The sequence below is a fragment of the Chryseobacterium sp. CH21 genome (assembly GCF_004119445.1).
Lineage (GTDB): Bacteria > Bacteroidota > Bacteroidia > Flavobacteriales > Weeksellaceae > Chryseobacterium.
Genome location: NZ_QICI01000023.1, coordinates 36,599 through 51,786, shown reverse-complemented (window position 1 = coordinate 51,786; position 15,188 = coordinate 36,599). Strand labels below are relative to the sequence as shown.

Genomic DNA, 15,188 nt, shown 5'->3' with positions numbered 1-15,188 from the left:
TTTTACTTTTTAGGGTTGAGACAGTTTTCTGAAATTTTCAGTAAAGCAGAATACATCACTTCCAGTTCTTCATTGCTGATTCCCTTTAAAGCTATTTTACGGTTCTTTTCTACAATATTCTGAACCTCTTTGATCACTTTAACCCCGGAATCTGTCACTTCCAATTGGGTTTTTCTTCGGTCTTCAGGATGAACTTTTCTGATAATGTATTCGGATTTTACCATTAAATCAATTATTCTGGTCACAGAAGCATTGTCCTTAAAAACAAGATCACCAATTTCATTCTGGGTAATTCCCGGGTTTTCCAGAATCGCTTTGATGATGAGCCACTGATCAATGGTGATCGTGAAACCATGGGTTTTCAGCTGGCGCTGGGCATAGTTTCTGTAGGCTCGGATGGCTTTGTCTATGTTGTAGAATATAATTGAATTTAATTTTTCCATAATTTTAAATTTAAATTGATATATCAATTATTGATATATCAATTAATTAGTAAGTCATCATTTTACTTTGTTACAAATCCTGAAAAATAATTTATAAAAAATTAAAAACTGTTGGCTGGTTCTTTGGGTTTTGCCTTTACAGAAGCACTTTTATACCCTGAAGTAAAAGTTATATTTTCTATGGTTTTAAATAATCTGTCGATTTGTTTTCTGGTGTAAATATCCGGAGCAACATTATAAAACTCATTGATCAGATCCAGAGAGGTAGGTTTTTTGGGATATTGACTGTTGTTGAGAAAATTTTTCAATGCGATGTTCACTCTTTCTTCACCTAACAAATTACTCAATTGTACCATTGCTGCAACTCCTTTAGAATACGAGATATGAGGAACATCTCCGGTTGCTTTATAGATCGGGACATTTTCAGACAATCCTTTTTCATTATCGTAGATCTGCTGATGTACGTTGATTCTTTCCATCATTTTATCCTGTCCATGCATTTTTTTGTAAAGCATCATTTCGGTATACATCGCAAGGGTTTCGGTAAGCATCACAGCACCTTCTCTGTCATCAGGATTGATCTGGCTGTTTCCCCACCAGAGATGAGAAAGCTCATGTCCTGCAAGCTCATTGATAACATCCTGCTTTTTGTCTGCCTGAATGTTGGTGTGAAAAACCATGTCTTCCGGCATAAAGACAGCAGATGGATAGGCTGTCGCCGCAAAACCTCTTGTGAAAGAGGAAATTTCTGCAAAATTGATGGTTTTAAAAGGATATTTTCCAAAATTTTGCTGACAATAATCTAACGTAAGTTTTGCATTTTCAAGAAGGTGATTCACATTTTCAAAGTGTTTTTGATGATAAAAAATATTGATATCAATTCCTTTGTAATTCATACTTTTTATCTCATATTTTGCTGATGAAACGGCAAACCGGAAAGGAATCTGATCTGCTTTATACTCGAAATAATTACGTCCTGATGCTGACCATTTTTTGATGAGATCCCCTGTTCCTATAGCGCTCTGTCCCTTTTCAGTGGAGATGATCATATTCAAATTGATAAAATCTCTTTTTGAAACTTCAGGAGCTTCCGGTTTATTTAGTTCAGTGAGTTTTCTAAGCTTGAAACGGTTTCGTTCTTTTTCATCCTGAATTTCATAATCCTTTTGATAACCGATCGTTGGATAATATCTGCTGATCCTCATAAAAGATCCGTTTTCAATAACGGCATTGAAAGACTGGTGACCGTTTACGGCAAACCATTGATAAGATAGTGTAAAATCAAGGGAGGCTATTTTGCCCGGCAGAAGAGGCTTTTGTAACGAAACTTCGGTGATGTTTTTATGAATTTTTGTCGTTTCAGTACCTGATGTCATGACAGCAGATTCCAGTTTTAAATCCTCATTAAAATTGATGAGAATCTTATGGATAGGTTGATCTGTTTGATTTTTAAGCGTATATTTTCCAACAATCTGATAAGCATTTTCCGAAGGATAGAGTTTAATTTCTGTGATAATATCAGAAATATTAGGTTGTGGAAGCTTTTCATATTTCCGATAGTTTTTTTCATATGCTGCGGAACTTAAAATAGCTTGATCCTTATCTTTAGGAATATAACCTTTCATAAACTCTAGTCCTGCAAAGATTCCTGAAATCAGCAGAAGAATACTAAAGCCACTCGCAATGACAGGCACTTTTTTAATTTTTATAATGCTGTTGAAGATCCATAGAATACTGATAATACCCGCTCCAAACAGGAGCCTTTGAGCAAAAGCCTTTTCATAGATTCCATAGCCGTTGAAATCACTGTAAGTTCCCTTAAAATCGGAAAATATTCTGAAAAGAGGATAGGAAATCAATTTCCCTGAAACCGGCCCCGACAATACAAAAACAGAAAGTATCGAAACTCCAAGGGCAATGAATTTGTTGGGAATCCTGTCATTTATCAAAAGAATCAATCCGGAGAACAGAATTAATGGAAAAGTATTGAACAGAAAAACACCAAGATAAGCCTTCCAGTCTATATGAAAATACTGATAAGCTGCCTGAAAAATAATCCCCTGAATAATCAAAATACCAGTAAAGAAAAACAGTAGAAAACAGATGGAAATAAAATGTCCGGTTAACCGATTCTTTGATAGATAAGTACTGTTTTCAATCAGAGAAAATCCCGAGGTTTTGCTTCTCCAATAGACATCATTCAGAAAATAAGCTGAAATAAGAAGTCCGAGCAGATGAAAGTTTTCTGAGATGGTTGTCGCCATAAGTCCTGATCCTGCATATTTCTGGGGAAGACGAATCCCTTTTTCAATTTCGGCATACATTTCCATTCCTACACAAAACAATAGCAGAATAGAAACTGCCGGAACAGCAACACTTTTGAAGAGATATGTAAGATCCGTTTTAGCAAAAGAGAGTACAGACCGGAAAGAGCTCCACCCACTAAATATTGGTGCAACGGTGGAATATTCTGCTTCATCCGTTTCAGATAATGTGAGCAAATTTCCTATTGTTTTTACTTTCCGTCCGGAAGTATTGGAGAAAGAAAATAATTTGAGTGAAAGCAGAAGAATTCCAACAGATATAAAAAAGAATAAAGTTCTATTAAATAAAAGATAACCAGAGAAAGGAACCATGTGACTGTTTTTCTGATGAGCAGTAAGATCACGAGCTTCCATAAAATAAGCGGACAATCCAAAAGGATCTATTAAAGCCGAAAATTGCTGTGTTTCCAATGATTGAGGAAGGCTTCCCGCCATGAATGGTGAGTTGGAAAACAACAGGATAATCATATAAAAAACATACAGTAGCAATCCACCTATTACAACCAACAGTTTTTTCTTTACCGTAGCTGCAATGAAAAACAGAAAACTACAGACCAGCAGACTGTTGATAAAACCGAAGATGAATAAAGGATATATATAATGAAGAATATTAAAACTTTCCTGCATCTCACTTCCGGTACGCATCATCTGGCCTGTAAGAAAGCCTGTCATTAAGAAAGAAAAGCTTAAAAAGGTCTGTAGAAAATAAGTGCAGAATTTTCCTTTTAAATAAGTGAATTTTGAAAAAGGAAATGAAAAAAGAATAGTGTCAAATTTTGAATCCTGATCTTTAAAGAGCAGCTGCAATGCATAAACAGTAGCAAAAAAAATCACAGCAAGACTCAGCATTCCGGTCATAAAACCGATGGTATATGGTGAGTTTAAATAAATTCCTTCTCCTACAGAAAGATTAAACTGACTGCCGCAAAATATGCCCATTCCTATTAAAAGTAAGGCCACAAGATAGGTGAGCCAGTGCTTGGAAGAGCGTCTGGCTTCGAATAAAAATAGAGTGTTCATGATTAAGGTTTTTGGGTGAGTGTGTGGAAGTAAACGTGCTCCAGTAAAGGTGTTACAGGACTGAAGTCTTTCGGGGATTCTTCAGAAAATACCGTAATGTGAAGTTCTCTCTCCAAAAGCTGCCTGCTGATGATTTCATAATTGGAATGATAGCTTTCCAGTTCATTTTTGTGAATAGGTTTTGACCAGATTCTGTTGTCAAGCTCTGCAATGAGTTTTCCCGGATTTCCTTTTCTAAGGATTTGTCCATGATTCATCACCGCCATTTGTGAGCATAGATTTCTTACATCTTCAACGAGATGGGTGGACAGAATGACGATCACTTCCTGGCTGATATCGTTGAGCAAGGTATTGAATCGGTTACGTTCTTCCGGATCCAACCCTGCCGTTGGCTCATCTACAATGATGATTTTCGGATCTCCCAATAAGGCCTGGGCAACACCGAAACGCTGTTTCATTCCACCCGAAAAAGTATGGACTTCTTTTTTAGCAAAATCGGAAAGGTTGACTTTTTCCAGCAGACCTAAAATCTGATTTTTACGTTGGTTTTTATCGGTAATCCCTTTCAATAGGGCTATATGCTCCAATAGATCGTGCGCTGAAACTTTTGGATATACACCGAAATCCTGTGGAAGAAACCCTAGATTCTGTTTAATATAATCCGGATTTTTGACGATATCCACTTCATTGAAAAGCAGTGTTCCGGAGGTCGGTTTCTGAAGCCCGACAATGGTTTTCATCAAAGAAGATTTTCCGGCTCCGTTCGGACCAAGCAGTCCAAACATTCCGTTGTTGATGTCAAGTGAAATGTCTTTAATAGCCTGGAAACCATTTTTGTACGTGAGGCTAAGGTTGTTGATGGTTAATGTGTTCATAACGTTGTGTTTGGGGAATAGAAGGACAGGCGGCCTTTCGGCAGCGATTTTAGAAGTTAGAAGTTAGAAGTTAGTTGCTGGGTGCTGGAAGATGGAGGTTGGAAGCTAGTTGCTAGATGCTGGAAGTTAGAAAAAAACTTTTACACTCCCACTCTCAGACGCTCAAACTCTCCAATGCTCTCACTCTTAAACCCAACAACTACTCTTTAAATTCAAGAATATCTCCCGGCTGGCATTCCAGGATTTTACAGATGGCTTCAAGGGTATCGAAGCGGACTCCTTTGGCTTTGCCGGTTTTAAGGATAGAGAGGTTCACGGGTGTGATACCCAGTTTTTCTGCCAATTCTTTACTCTGCATTTTTCGTTTGGCAAGCATCACATCTAAGTTGACTATAATTGGCATTTTAAATAAATAGGTCTTGTTCGTTTTGCAAATGTAGTCCTTGCTTGAAGATATTCGCAAGAAACAGACAGAAAATTCCAAGCATAAAGTGAATAAACACGAGTCCCCATATCATACTTTCCACTTCTACGAAGAAACTCGCGATCATCACCAGTGGAAGTGGAAGAAAAATATTATACAGGTAAAATTTCTTAAGCTGAGTGATATTTTCCTGAGTAAACAGTTTCTGCTGGAAAAACACTTTGAAAACCCTGGCAGATAACCAGAAAAAGATTCCATAAGTGATAAGAACAAGTATAAAAGAAAATATCATATAAGGGTAATTGTTTTCGATATTCAGGAACGGCTGTTCTGTAAACGGAAAATTGATGTGAAGGAACTGTCCTTCTTTATAAGGTGTAACAGCATATCCGGTAATCAAACAGAATATGGAATAGGCAAGCGTGATTATGTATCCAGCCGAAAGTAAGGCACAGATATAAAATAAAATCCTTGAAATAATTTTGGTCTGGTTCATGGTACGAATAGTAATTGATATTGCAAATGTATAATTAATTATCGTAAAACAATAATTAATTTAAATAAAATTTTATTTTTTTGAAATGAAAATCCATCAATAGACTGAAAGAAATAGTGTGATAATCATGGTTTTTAATTAATTTTAATAACAAAAAAGTTAACCGACTTATCCCTTTTTATTAATACTCGAGTTTAATGATTAACAAAGGTTTTCTTATTGATAGCCCTTCGACAGGCTCAGGGTGACAACTCGAATACTAACCGAAATTTTTAAGTGTGTCAGGCTGAGCTTGGCGAAGCTATTATTACTAAAAGGAATAGGTCAAAAAATTGAAATCATGGCTTACAGTACAGAACTTGCCGACAGGGTACGTGAACGGCTTTCGATAGAAAAAAATATAGAAGTTGAAGAAAAGAAAATGTTCAGCGGGCTGTCTTTTCTGGTGAACGGGAAGATGTGCATCAACATCAGTCATGATAATCTGATGTGCCGCTACAATCCCGAACTGGAAGAAGAGGTTTCCGAGAAAGAAGGATTCCTGCCGATGATCATGAAAGGAAAACAGCTGAATGGCTATTGCTATGTAGAACCCATTGGTTTTAAAAAAGCAGATGATTTTGAATATTGGATTAAAATTTGTCTTGAGTATAACCCGTTGGCGAAGGCGGCGAAGAGATGAGTTGTAGAGTGAGAGAGTTTGAGAGTTTGGTGCGGGGTTTTTTGAGTTTCGGGATTCGGGTGACGAGGTTTGAGGGTTTTAGGTTGGAGAGTGTTTGAGAGTGGGAGTGCTGGAGTTTAACAGTCCCACTATTCATAACTTATCATTTATCATTCATAATTTATAACTCATCATTATTGTATAGCTTTTTTCTTATTTCAACCAGTATTTTTGTTGTTTTTTCCAGATCCGGATAGTTGGGTAGAGTGGAAGAGGAATAATGGTTTTCTATAGATTGTATCAGGGTTTCTGCTTTTTGCATGACGCTTTCATAAGATTGGTTTCCTGCTTTAATATCTAAGAGTTCATCACGGTTTTCTACACGGATCGTCAGAGAATTGGTTTTAAAAATCTGTTCGCAGGACTGCAGCAGTCGGATGGTGTGCATCATATTCTTGCTGTCGTAATTCTGTCCGTGAGTCTGATTGACGTTGTAGCGGTCTTCATTGCGATCAGCAACCCATTTCCAATATTCCCTGTAATCTTTGCAATACACAGAATAGGCATCCAGATTGCAGTACAGATAGGCAACCGGTTTCTCATCTTTAGGAACAGATGATAAGGAAACCTGATTAGCTTCTTCATTCTGAATAATTCCCTTATATCCCAATGTCCCAGATTCATCATAAAATAAGGCATACATTCCCTTGGTATGATCAATGCTTATCAAACCGCAATTTTCCTGTGATAGATCACTCCGCCCTGCAGATACAGGAAATTCATGCAGCCATTTTTTCAACGGTACAGAACCTTGTCCATCAAGGATAAAGCAGAAATCCAGTATTGATTTTCTTTCTTTATCAATCGGATTTAAAATCTTTTTGTTGAGACCCTTTGCCTTTTTGATCTGTGAAACAGCATAGCCTGCAAAGGTATCTTTGCACAGTTTTGACAGGAAATCTTCAGTTTTCAGCAGATCCATCAACGGATGTTTGTATTGAATGAAATCCTCCGGACTTGCCAGAATTTCCAGAATATTAGGATTATTTTTCTGAAGCAGCTCTACAAACCTTCCTATTTCATAATAGGTAAGATCATTTGTCTCATTGGAAATCTGCGGAATATAATTCAGTCCAAAGAATTCTTCCTTCGGCAGATAATACACCCCTCGGATATCCGTATCAGAATTCTCTGTTGCCAACCCAAAAGCCCGGCTTCCGGAAATGGCTTCGAAGAGGAGAAGGTTTTTATTTTTTAGGTCTTGGATGGTCATACTACTTTAATAATTCATCAAGAATATCTTTTTTAAATTTTGAAAAAGGTCTTTTATGATAATCTTCTTCTTTAGCTTCTATGCCGAAAACCATTCTATATGCCTCTTCTTTAGACATTGAGAATTCTTCTGTGAATGTTTTGTTTAACAAATTATCTAAATAATTTTGAGAATATTTATAGCGTAAATCTAATAAGTCTTTGAGCTCTCTAGTAGATTGAGTTTCATAAATCTTATCGATTTTATTAAATTCAATAGTTCTTTTTGCTTTTTCACTAGTTGATTTTATGATTGCCTTTGGTTGATTAATAGAACTAAAAAAATAGCTAAAAGAAAATATAGAAGTTTTATCATCTAAATATGGATGGTTAATGTTTTGTAATGCATTGTCCCAACCTCCATCTGGAGCATTATTATGTTTAATGTGATTACATGAATGACAACTTGGAATTAGATTATAAAAACTCAATGCAAGAATCGGATAATCTTCTTTTGGGAACCAATGATCAAGCTCGGCTCGTGCATTATTAAGTTTATCAAAATCTAATGTATAGTTTCGATTACAATATACACAGGTATCAATTTCTAATAAATTTAAAAATTCTTTATTTGGGAAATTATTATAACCAGTTTGAATAAAAAAACTTTTTATTAGCTTTAATTGATGACTGGATAGCCCCTTCTTTTCGAATTCTTTATTTATTTTAAGTAATCTTTCCGGCTTAGCACTTATTAGTTCATCTTTATATCTATCTAAAAAGTACAGAAATTCTGAGGCAAGATTTTTTTGAGTTTTTTCTCGTAATATATATCCCTTTTTAATAGTTTCCTTGAATAGCTTACTAACTTTTTCATTATGGAAATCAATTGCTTCTTTTGTTGGATTTATGTTTAACATGATTATCTTTGAATATTTAATCCTAACTCTTGTGCTTTTTTCATTAATTCCTCAATCTCTTTTTCTTTGTTATATTCTTCAGGAAATTTCTCGAAATACATATCTTCTAATTTGTATTTAAGAATTGGTTCGTCAATAATCCCAATTATTTTTTTTGCTTCAACATTTTCAGTTATTGGACTTTCATTACCATTAAATATTTAATAACCTCTTCAATTTTTTCTTTTGCAAAATCACCCATTAAACCATCTTTAATAAAGAAACTATCAGATAGTAAATCTGTAATGTTAGCACCAAAAGATTTTGTAGGTTTTTCATTTTCTGATAAAACCTCTGTTTTATTCTCTTCCTTTTTCAAATAGGCAACGTTTCTATTTGGAATATCTGATAGGGTCAAAGGGTCATGTGTTGTAAAAATAATTTGTATGTTTTTAATTTTATCTTTTACCGAATTTATCAGAATAGGTAAAGTGGTTGTCAGAGCATTAATATATTTTTTTTCCATTCTGGATGAAATCCTAAATCAGCTTCATCTAATAAAAAAATACAATTTTCATTATATTGATGGTCTCCAAATCTTTTCAAATAATCGTAGATTGAAGAATATAAATCTAATAAAGCTTTTTCTCCTGTTGATAATTTTTTTGTGGATTTAATTTCTAATATATCTCTACTTTTATTAGGAAGCGATTCTGTTAATTGGTCTTTAAGAAACTCGTATGTTTTGATAAATTTATTAAAAGCTTCTAAGTCTAACTTCTTAATATCTATTTCAAGCCCACCTTCAATTTCTGTAGTAGATTCTTCATCTATAAGTTGATTTATCTGTCTATAAAAATCTAGTATATTTTTGAAAATAAGTATATGATTTTTTATTATTCTATTGATAGGCTCGATTTTAAATCCACCAGGAAAAGTTCCATTTTTTAGGCTATTATTATCTGTTAATTCTTTTAATAAAATTTCAGAATCTTCAATATTTAGTTCATTTTTGCCTTTTAGTAAAATTCGATAAAAAGATTTGCTTGTTTGAGTAATGTATTTATTGAAAAAATGATGCAATTTTTCCGTAAAGTTTTCTGCTTCCAAAATTTTATTAAAATCGTAACCTCCATTATCATTATTCATTGCAAAGGTATCATTGATAACTAAAAATGATAGAATATTTACTTCTAAATTTTTTTTAAAATCTTTTCCATCGTGAAGGAGGTGAGAAGATTCTTCTGAGCTTTCATATATACTCCAAATACTTGTTAATTCTTCTTGTAAACCTTGGTTATTATTAAAAAAATCTTCTACTTCTTTTTCGCTTTCAAAACAGAAGCGTTGATATTTTGCTTTATCCATTAAATCATTTCTAACTCTGTAAAGGTTATTTCCTATAGTTGTTTGTATGTAAACCCTTTCAAAATCATCTTTATAGAGTTGGTTTGCTTTGATCGTTAATTTTTCATAAGAGGGAAAGTGTTCATATTTTGTTTTTAAATTTTCAAGTAGGTCTGTGTTTTTTAGAAAGAATAAATGTCTTTGAATATTTTGAATATAAAATGTAGAAATTGATTCGCTATGATGTTGTATCATGCTTATTTGTGAGTTAATATCAGTTAAATCATAATCAATAACAGGAGAATAATAAATTGTTTCAATTTCATTCTTCTTAATTTTAGCAACCTCATCAATTTCAAATTTTTCAGAGAAATAACAATAGCTGTCTTCTAATAAATTTTCAAAAATAAAAATAGAATTAGAGATTTTATCCTGTCTGTCATAGGGAGAAAATGTTTTATTTAAGTTTTTAAAAAGGCTAGTTTTTCCTGATCCATTTTCTCCTACAATTGCAGAGACTAATGATATATTATTACCCCAAAAATTTTCAATATGATTTGTATTTGGAACTTTGGTTATTTCATATTTATTATCTTGTTTATATTTAACATCATAAATGTATTTTCCTCCAAGGTTTAGTATTGTGTCAGAAAACAAAAAATGGTCTTTTAAGTATATTGCTACAAGTCTCATCGTTTTATAGAATTATTTAGTTTTTTCTAATATATTAATATTTCATTATAGTTTCTCAAAAATGAACTACGGTTTCCCGTAATCCTTAACATTTCTCCAATATCTCCCTAAAAACCCTCTCCATCTCACCCTTATCCGCCTTTCCTCCTGATAAACCTTTAGATTTTTCCTCATTATCTGCTATCGTTTTCTCAAGAAATTCAAACAGTTCCCAATCATTCGAATGGTAATAAGATTCTCCTTTGGTAGCTTTTAAGGCAACGAGATCTTCTATTTTTCGTTTGGTTGTATCATCTGTTAACACAAGTAGATCACTGAACAATACAGGAGGAACCGTTCCTTTTTCTATGATCCACTTTCCTGTTAATGTTGTTCGTAAGCAATAAAAATAACTTTTTAATTTTACTTCATCGCTTCTGCAGGCTTCCAGATATTTCTTGCTCATGCTTAAATAATGATAAGAAACCGCTACCGGAGAAAAGCAGGCATCAGCCAAGGGTTTAAAGAGTTCTACAAACCTTTCATCCGCTTTATAAACGATAGGAGAGTAGAACCAGCTCAGCAAAGCCGCATTCGATTTCAGTAAAAGATGAAAAGTCTTTCGCAGATCCCAGCCGGAGCCGTCCAGATCATCTTCTGTCATAAATTCTATCGTCTCATCTTTATCCCAGGGAGAAAGATACCAGTCTTTGTCATGACGGTATATGAAACGTATATCATAATCACTGTCAGGAGACGCAAAACCCCACGCTCTGCTTCCTGATTCTACTGCCAGAAGGACTCTTACCCCTTTTGCAGCTTCAACTTCTTTTATTTTTTCAAGTATTTTTGATGTCATTGTTTGTTATTTATAATGCAAAGTAAGGGGGTATGTACGTAATGTACTTGCGTAGCTTTTTTAAGTTTCGAGATCCGGGGTTCGTGGGGACGGGTTTTAGGGTTTGAGTGTGGGAGAGTTTGAGAGTTGAGAGTTTCGGGATTCGGGGGGAGGGTAAGAGAGCAGGAGAGTTGTAAGGATGAGGGAGTTTGTGAGAGGGTAGTTTTTAGCTTCTTGCTTCCTGCATCCTGCATCTAGCCTCCAGCTAATAAAAACTACAAACAAACACTGCAAAATATCCACCGTTTTACTAATATTGCATTTTTCCATTTAACATAACTATAAACATCCATGTTATCATCAGAATTACAGCATAAAATTGATTTTAAAACAAAACCTTTAGGGGCATTAGGACACCTTGAACATATTGCCCACAAAATCGGAATGGTTCAGAAAACCACTTCACCGAAGCTATTGAATCCTCATATGGTGGTTTTTGCAGCCGATCATGGGATTGCTACAGCAGGCGTAAGCGCCTATCCACAGGAAGTAACCTATCAGATGGTAATGAATTTCCTTGGTGGAGGTGCCGCTATCAATGTTTTTTGCAGGCAAAATGATATTAAAATCAAGATTGTGGATGCCGGAGTGAATTTTGATTTTCCGGAAGGATTGGATCTGGTGGATAAAAAGGTTAGAAAATCCAGTCGTAATATTCTGGAAGAACCTGCTATGACTCCTGAAGAATATCAGCAGGCACTTAAAAACGGAAAATCCGTAGTTACTGAGATTGCAGGAAAAGGCTGTAATATTATCGGTTTTGGTGAAATGGGAATCGGGAATACTTCTGCTTCTTCTTTGATGATGAGTAAGCTTTTTGATATTCCTGTTACCAACTGTATCGGACGTGGAACAGGATTGAATGATCATCAGTTGGACAATAAGATCAGTATTTTAAAAGAAGCTATTGAAAAATATCCGGTTGAAATGACCGAGGATGAAATTGCTCAAACCTTTGGCGGATTAGAAATAGCTCAAATGATCGGAGCAATAGAAGAAGCTTATCACCAAAATATGCTGATTATGGTAGATGGATTTATCGCCACTGTAGCGGTAGCCACCGTCTGGAAAAAGAATCCTGAAGTGTTGAATAACTGTATCTTCTGTCATGTAAGCAATGAAAATGCCCATCCTCAGCTGTTGGGATTGATGAGAGAGCAGGCTATTTTAAATCTTAATCTGCGTCTGGGAGAAGGAACAGGTTGTGCTTTGGCATACCCGATTATTCAAAGTGCAGTTAATTTCCTGAATGAAATGTCAAGCTTTGAAGATGCTCATATTTCCAATAAATCTTAGTTTTAGAAAATAATAAAGGGGCAATGAAGCCCCTTTTATCTTAAATTAATGACAATTAGTAAGTATGTGCAATATCTTTACCTGTAAACATCATTCTTACAGGTTTATTTTGAATAGCACCTTCATTGAATTTGTATGCATTAAATACAAACATGGTAGAAATATATCTGTATAAACCATCATCTACCAAATATAGTTTTCCGGTATTGGTGTTTCGTACCAGTTGGGTTCCTGCAGTGATATCAGGTCCTCTTTCTCCTGTATAATCTTCTATATTTACTTTAAATACCAAATAGGCTTTACCCTGTACAGCAAACAGATTATTGATCACTGCAAAGGATTCGATACGTCTCAATGTACTTTCAAACACAATATATAAATTTCCTGTAGCATTATCCTGGAAAAACTGCCCGTCACGAACACGGTATGCTTTAGGTTCAGAATCTTTTAAGTAGAAAGCAATACCTTCATAAACAAATCCATTTTTTCCATCTCCCAATTCATTCTTATCTCTGGTGTAGAAGTGAGTTTTTTTATCAGAATTAAAATACCTGTAAATCGGAAAACTTCCTGGCTCATCACCATTGTAGCTGGTACCAAGATCTCTTTTCTCCCAGTAACTTTGTCCCACTAACTCATTAGGATTAGTTGTTAATACCAGATCATTACTTCCTGTATGAAACCATCTTGTAATGACCGGACCCGGTCCATCTGCGGAACCTAATAATCTTTCCTGAAAGTAATAGCTTAATCCAGGATAGGATTTAGGAAGTTCGGAGGGTAAAGGAGAAGTATTATACAGATATTTTTTGGTCAGATCACTGTAAAATCCGTAAATAGGATTGGTTAAGTAAAAAGATTTTGACCAGATTCCTGCCGGAGGAGGAGTGGGGGTGTCCGGATTATCTCTGAAACCTCCTTTTGCTAATTGGTTAGGAGCAGATCCGTTAAGAGTTTGTGACTCATTTAAACTTTCCAGTTCATCACCCGGAGCTGAACAGCTAGCCAGGGACATAGCGCATAATGCAATGAAATAAGACTTTTTCATTTGATTTTTTTCGTGGTTATTACGGTACAAAAGTATAAATACTACCGAATGTAAAGGATAAATCGAAGGTGATAAGATTCATGTTTCTTATTTTTTTAATCGATCTCTTTACCATTGTTGAAAGCTTTCCTAATTTTACGGAAATTGATTAATCCAGTTTTTATATTAAAAAAGAACAGATGAAAGACCTCAAAAATGAATTGATTTACTTTGCTACGGCACTTATGTTTTTCACAAGAATTCCGGTTCCGTTTACCATTCCGTACTCTGGTGAGATTATGAATAAATCTCAGAAATATTTTGCCTGGGTAGGCTTGATCGTAGGGTTTATCAACGCTTTGGTTCTTTATCTTTCTACACTGCTTTTTAATCTTGAAATCGGAATTGTTCTCATGATGATTTCCAATGTTTTGCTGACTGGAGCTTTTCATGAAGATGGCTTTACAGATATGTGCGACAGTTTCGGGGGCGGATATGGAAAAGAAAAAATCCTGACAATTATGAAAGACAGCCGGGTAGGAGCGTATGGTACGATAGGGATCATTTTGCTTTTTGCTTTAAAATTTTATAGTATTCACGCCCTTGGAATGAGTAATCCGGTGGGAGTTTTACTCATTGTCATTTTAGGACATACGATAAGCCGTTTTATTGCGGGAACGATGATTTACACTCATCAGTATGTAACTGATATTGATGTCAGTAAATCAAAACCTTTAGCGAATAAACCGTTGGATAAGATGGCTTTGCTGGTAGGATTCATCAGTGTTTTAATTGCATTTGCCCTTATTCAGGACTGGCATTTGATTTTTGCTTTTGCGCTCGCGTATGTGGGAAAGATGTATATGGGCTGGTATTTTAAAAAACATATTGGGGGTTATACAGGCGATTGTCTTGGTGCCGTACAACAGGTTTGTGAAGTCTTATTTTATTTAGGAACAATCATCGTATGGAAATTCATGTAATCCGTCATACCGCTATAGAAAATCCTGAAAGCCTGTGTTATGGTTTTGCTGAAATGCCTTTACAAAAAGATTATATTGAAGATTTTAAAACGATGGATCTCGATCAGGATTATGATATAATTATTTCAAGTCCTTCTCAACGCTGTTATCGTTTAGCCGAATATTTTACATTTGATTATCAGACAGATGGAAGACTTCGTGAGATGAATTTCGGGAACTGGGAACTGAAAAAATGGACAGATATTCCTGAAGAAGAAATCAATCCTTGGTATCAGGATTTTGTAAGTGTAAAAGCTTCAGGCGGTGAAAGTCTTCTAGAAATGCAAACCCGGGTTCTCAGCTTTTGGAATGAATTGATTCAAAAAGATAAGGGAGAAAAAGTACTCATTATCACTCACGCAGGAGTCATTCGTCTGATTCTTCAGGCTGTACTTCAGTTTCCATTGGAGAATATGTTCAGTATTCAGATTGATTATGGTAAAAAAGTGATTATTAATGTGAATGAAGGAATACTTTGTGTTAAAAAGATGAATGTATAATATTGGGAAAGTTCTATACTGATATGAATTGTT

15 protein-coding genes are annotated in these 15,188 nt (G+C 34.9%); 4 read left to right on the top strand and 11 right to left on the bottom strand.

The window, feature by feature from the left end; genetic code table 11:
• Positions 1–2 precede the first annotated feature (2 nt).
• The 5 genes from BOQ62_RS04030 to BOQ62_RS04010 all read right to left on the bottom strand — a co-directional run bounded on the left by BOQ62_RS04030 (position 3) and on the right by BOQ62_RS04010 (position 5,582).
• Positions 3–443 (bottom strand): MarR family winged helix-turn-helix transcriptional regulator, encoded by a 441-nt coding sequence (locus BOQ62_RS04030; RefSeq protein ID WP_129037331.1) that lies wholly within the window; start codon positions 441–443, stop codon positions 3–5.
• Positions 444–544: 101 nt separating this feature from the next.
• Complete coding sequence (locus tag BOQ62_RS04025) at positions 545–3,787, bottom strand: ABC transporter permease/M1 family aminopeptidase (protein ID WP_129037329.1); 3,243 nt, start codon at positions 3,785–3,787, stop codon at positions 545–547.
• 2 nt (positions 3,788–3,789) lie between these two features.
• Positions 3,790–4,662 (bottom strand): ABC transporter ATP-binding protein, encoded by an 873-nt coding sequence (locus BOQ62_RS04020; protein WP_129037327.1) that lies wholly within the window; start codon positions 4,660–4,662, stop codon positions 3,790–3,792.
• A gap of 199 nt (positions 4,663–4,861) precedes the next feature.
• Positions 4,862–5,065 (bottom strand): helix-turn-helix domain-containing protein, encoded by a 204-nt coding sequence (locus BOQ62_RS04015; protein WP_002980904.1) that lies wholly within the window; start codon positions 5,063–5,065, stop codon positions 4,862–4,864.
• A gap of 1 nt (position 5,066) precedes the next feature.
• Positions 5,067–5,582, bottom strand: a complete 516-nt coding sequence (locus BOQ62_RS04010) for a DUF2975 domain-containing protein (RefSeq protein WP_129037325.1) — start codon at positions 5,580–5,582, stop codon at positions 5,067–5,069.
• A gap of 340 nt (positions 5,583–5,922) precedes the next feature.
• Here BOQ62_RS04010 and BOQ62_RS04005 point away from each other — a divergent pair, with 340 nt between their 5' ends.
• A complete protein-coding gene (locus BOQ62_RS04005) occupies positions 5,923–6,264 on the top strand; it encodes a TfoX/Sxy family protein (protein ID WP_129037323.1) in 342 nt (113 codons plus the stop codon).
• Positions 6,265–6,424: 160 nt separating this feature from the next.
• On the opposite strand, the gene BOQ62_RS04000 is transcribed toward BOQ62_RS04005, so the two are convergent.
• The 5 genes from BOQ62_RS04000 to BOQ62_RS03980 all read right to left on the bottom strand — a co-directional run bounded on the left by BOQ62_RS04000 (position 6,425) and on the right by BOQ62_RS03980 (position 11,271).
• Positions 6,425–7,516 carry a DNA polymerase beta superfamily protein gene (locus BOQ62_RS04000; RefSeq protein ID WP_129037321.1) on the bottom strand — a complete coding sequence of 364 codons (1,092 nt, stop codon included), beginning with the start codon at positions 7,514–7,516 and terminating at the stop codon, positions 6,425–6,427.
• Between the two features lies 1 nt (position 7,517).
• Complete coding sequence (locus tag BOQ62_RS03995) at positions 7,518–8,414, bottom strand: HNH endonuclease (RefSeq protein WP_129037319.1); 897 nt, start codon at positions 8,412–8,414, stop codon at positions 7,518–7,520.
• A gap of 172 nt (positions 8,415–8,586) precedes the next feature.
• Positions 8,587–8,919, bottom strand: coding sequence for a hypothetical protein (locus tag BOQ62_RS03990; protein ID WP_129037318.1), 333 nt, complete (start codon positions 8,917–8,919; stop codon positions 8,587–8,589).
• Positions 8,892–10,433, bottom strand: coding sequence for an ATP-binding protein (locus BOQ62_RS03985; RefSeq protein WP_129037316.1), 1,542 nt, complete (start codon positions 10,431–10,433; stop codon positions 8,892–8,894). Before BOQ62_RS03985 ends, BOQ62_RS03990 begins: the two co-directional genes overlap by 28 nt.
• Positions 10,434–10,518: 85 nt before the next feature.
• Complete coding sequence (locus BOQ62_RS03980; RefSeq protein WP_129037314.1) at positions 10,519–11,271, bottom strand: DNA polymerase beta superfamily protein; 753 nt, start codon at positions 11,269–11,271, stop codon at positions 10,519–10,521.
• A gap of 330 nt (positions 11,272–11,601) precedes the next feature.
• On the opposite strand from BOQ62_RS03980, the gene cobT reads away from it, so the two are divergent.
• On the top strand, positions 11,602–12,606 hold the full coding sequence (cobT, locus tag BOQ62_RS03975) for a nicotinate-nucleotide--dimethylbenzimidazole phosphoribosyltransferase (protein WP_129037312.1): 1,005 nt from the start codon (positions 11,602–11,604) through the stop codon (positions 12,604–12,606).
• Between the two features lie 55 nt (positions 12,607–12,661).
• Here the strand turns inward: cobT and BOQ62_RS03970 are convergent, their stop codons facing one another.
• Complete coding sequence (locus BOQ62_RS03970) at positions 12,662–13,654, bottom strand: hypothetical protein (RefSeq protein ID WP_129037310.1); 993 nt, start codon at positions 13,652–13,654, stop codon at positions 12,662–12,664.
• A 179-nt stretch (positions 13,655–13,833) separates the two neighbouring features.
• Here BOQ62_RS03970 and BOQ62_RS03965 point away from each other — a divergent pair, with 179 nt between their 5' ends.
• Together BOQ62_RS03965 and cobC are read left to right on the top strand one after the other, a co-directional pair.
• On the top strand, positions 13,834–14,616 hold the full coding sequence (locus tag BOQ62_RS03965; RefSeq protein ID WP_129037308.1) for an adenosylcobinamide-GDP ribazoletransferase: 783 nt from the start codon (positions 13,834–13,836) through the stop codon (positions 14,614–14,616).
• Positions 14,601–15,155, top strand: coding sequence for an alpha-ribazole phosphatase family protein (gene cobC, locus BOQ62_RS03960; protein WP_129037306.1), 555 nt, complete (start codon positions 14,601–14,603; stop codon positions 15,153–15,155). The genes BOQ62_RS03965 and cobC overlap by 16 nt, the downstream gene beginning before the upstream one ends.
• The last annotated feature ends 33 nt before the right edge of the window (positions 15,156–15,188 follow it).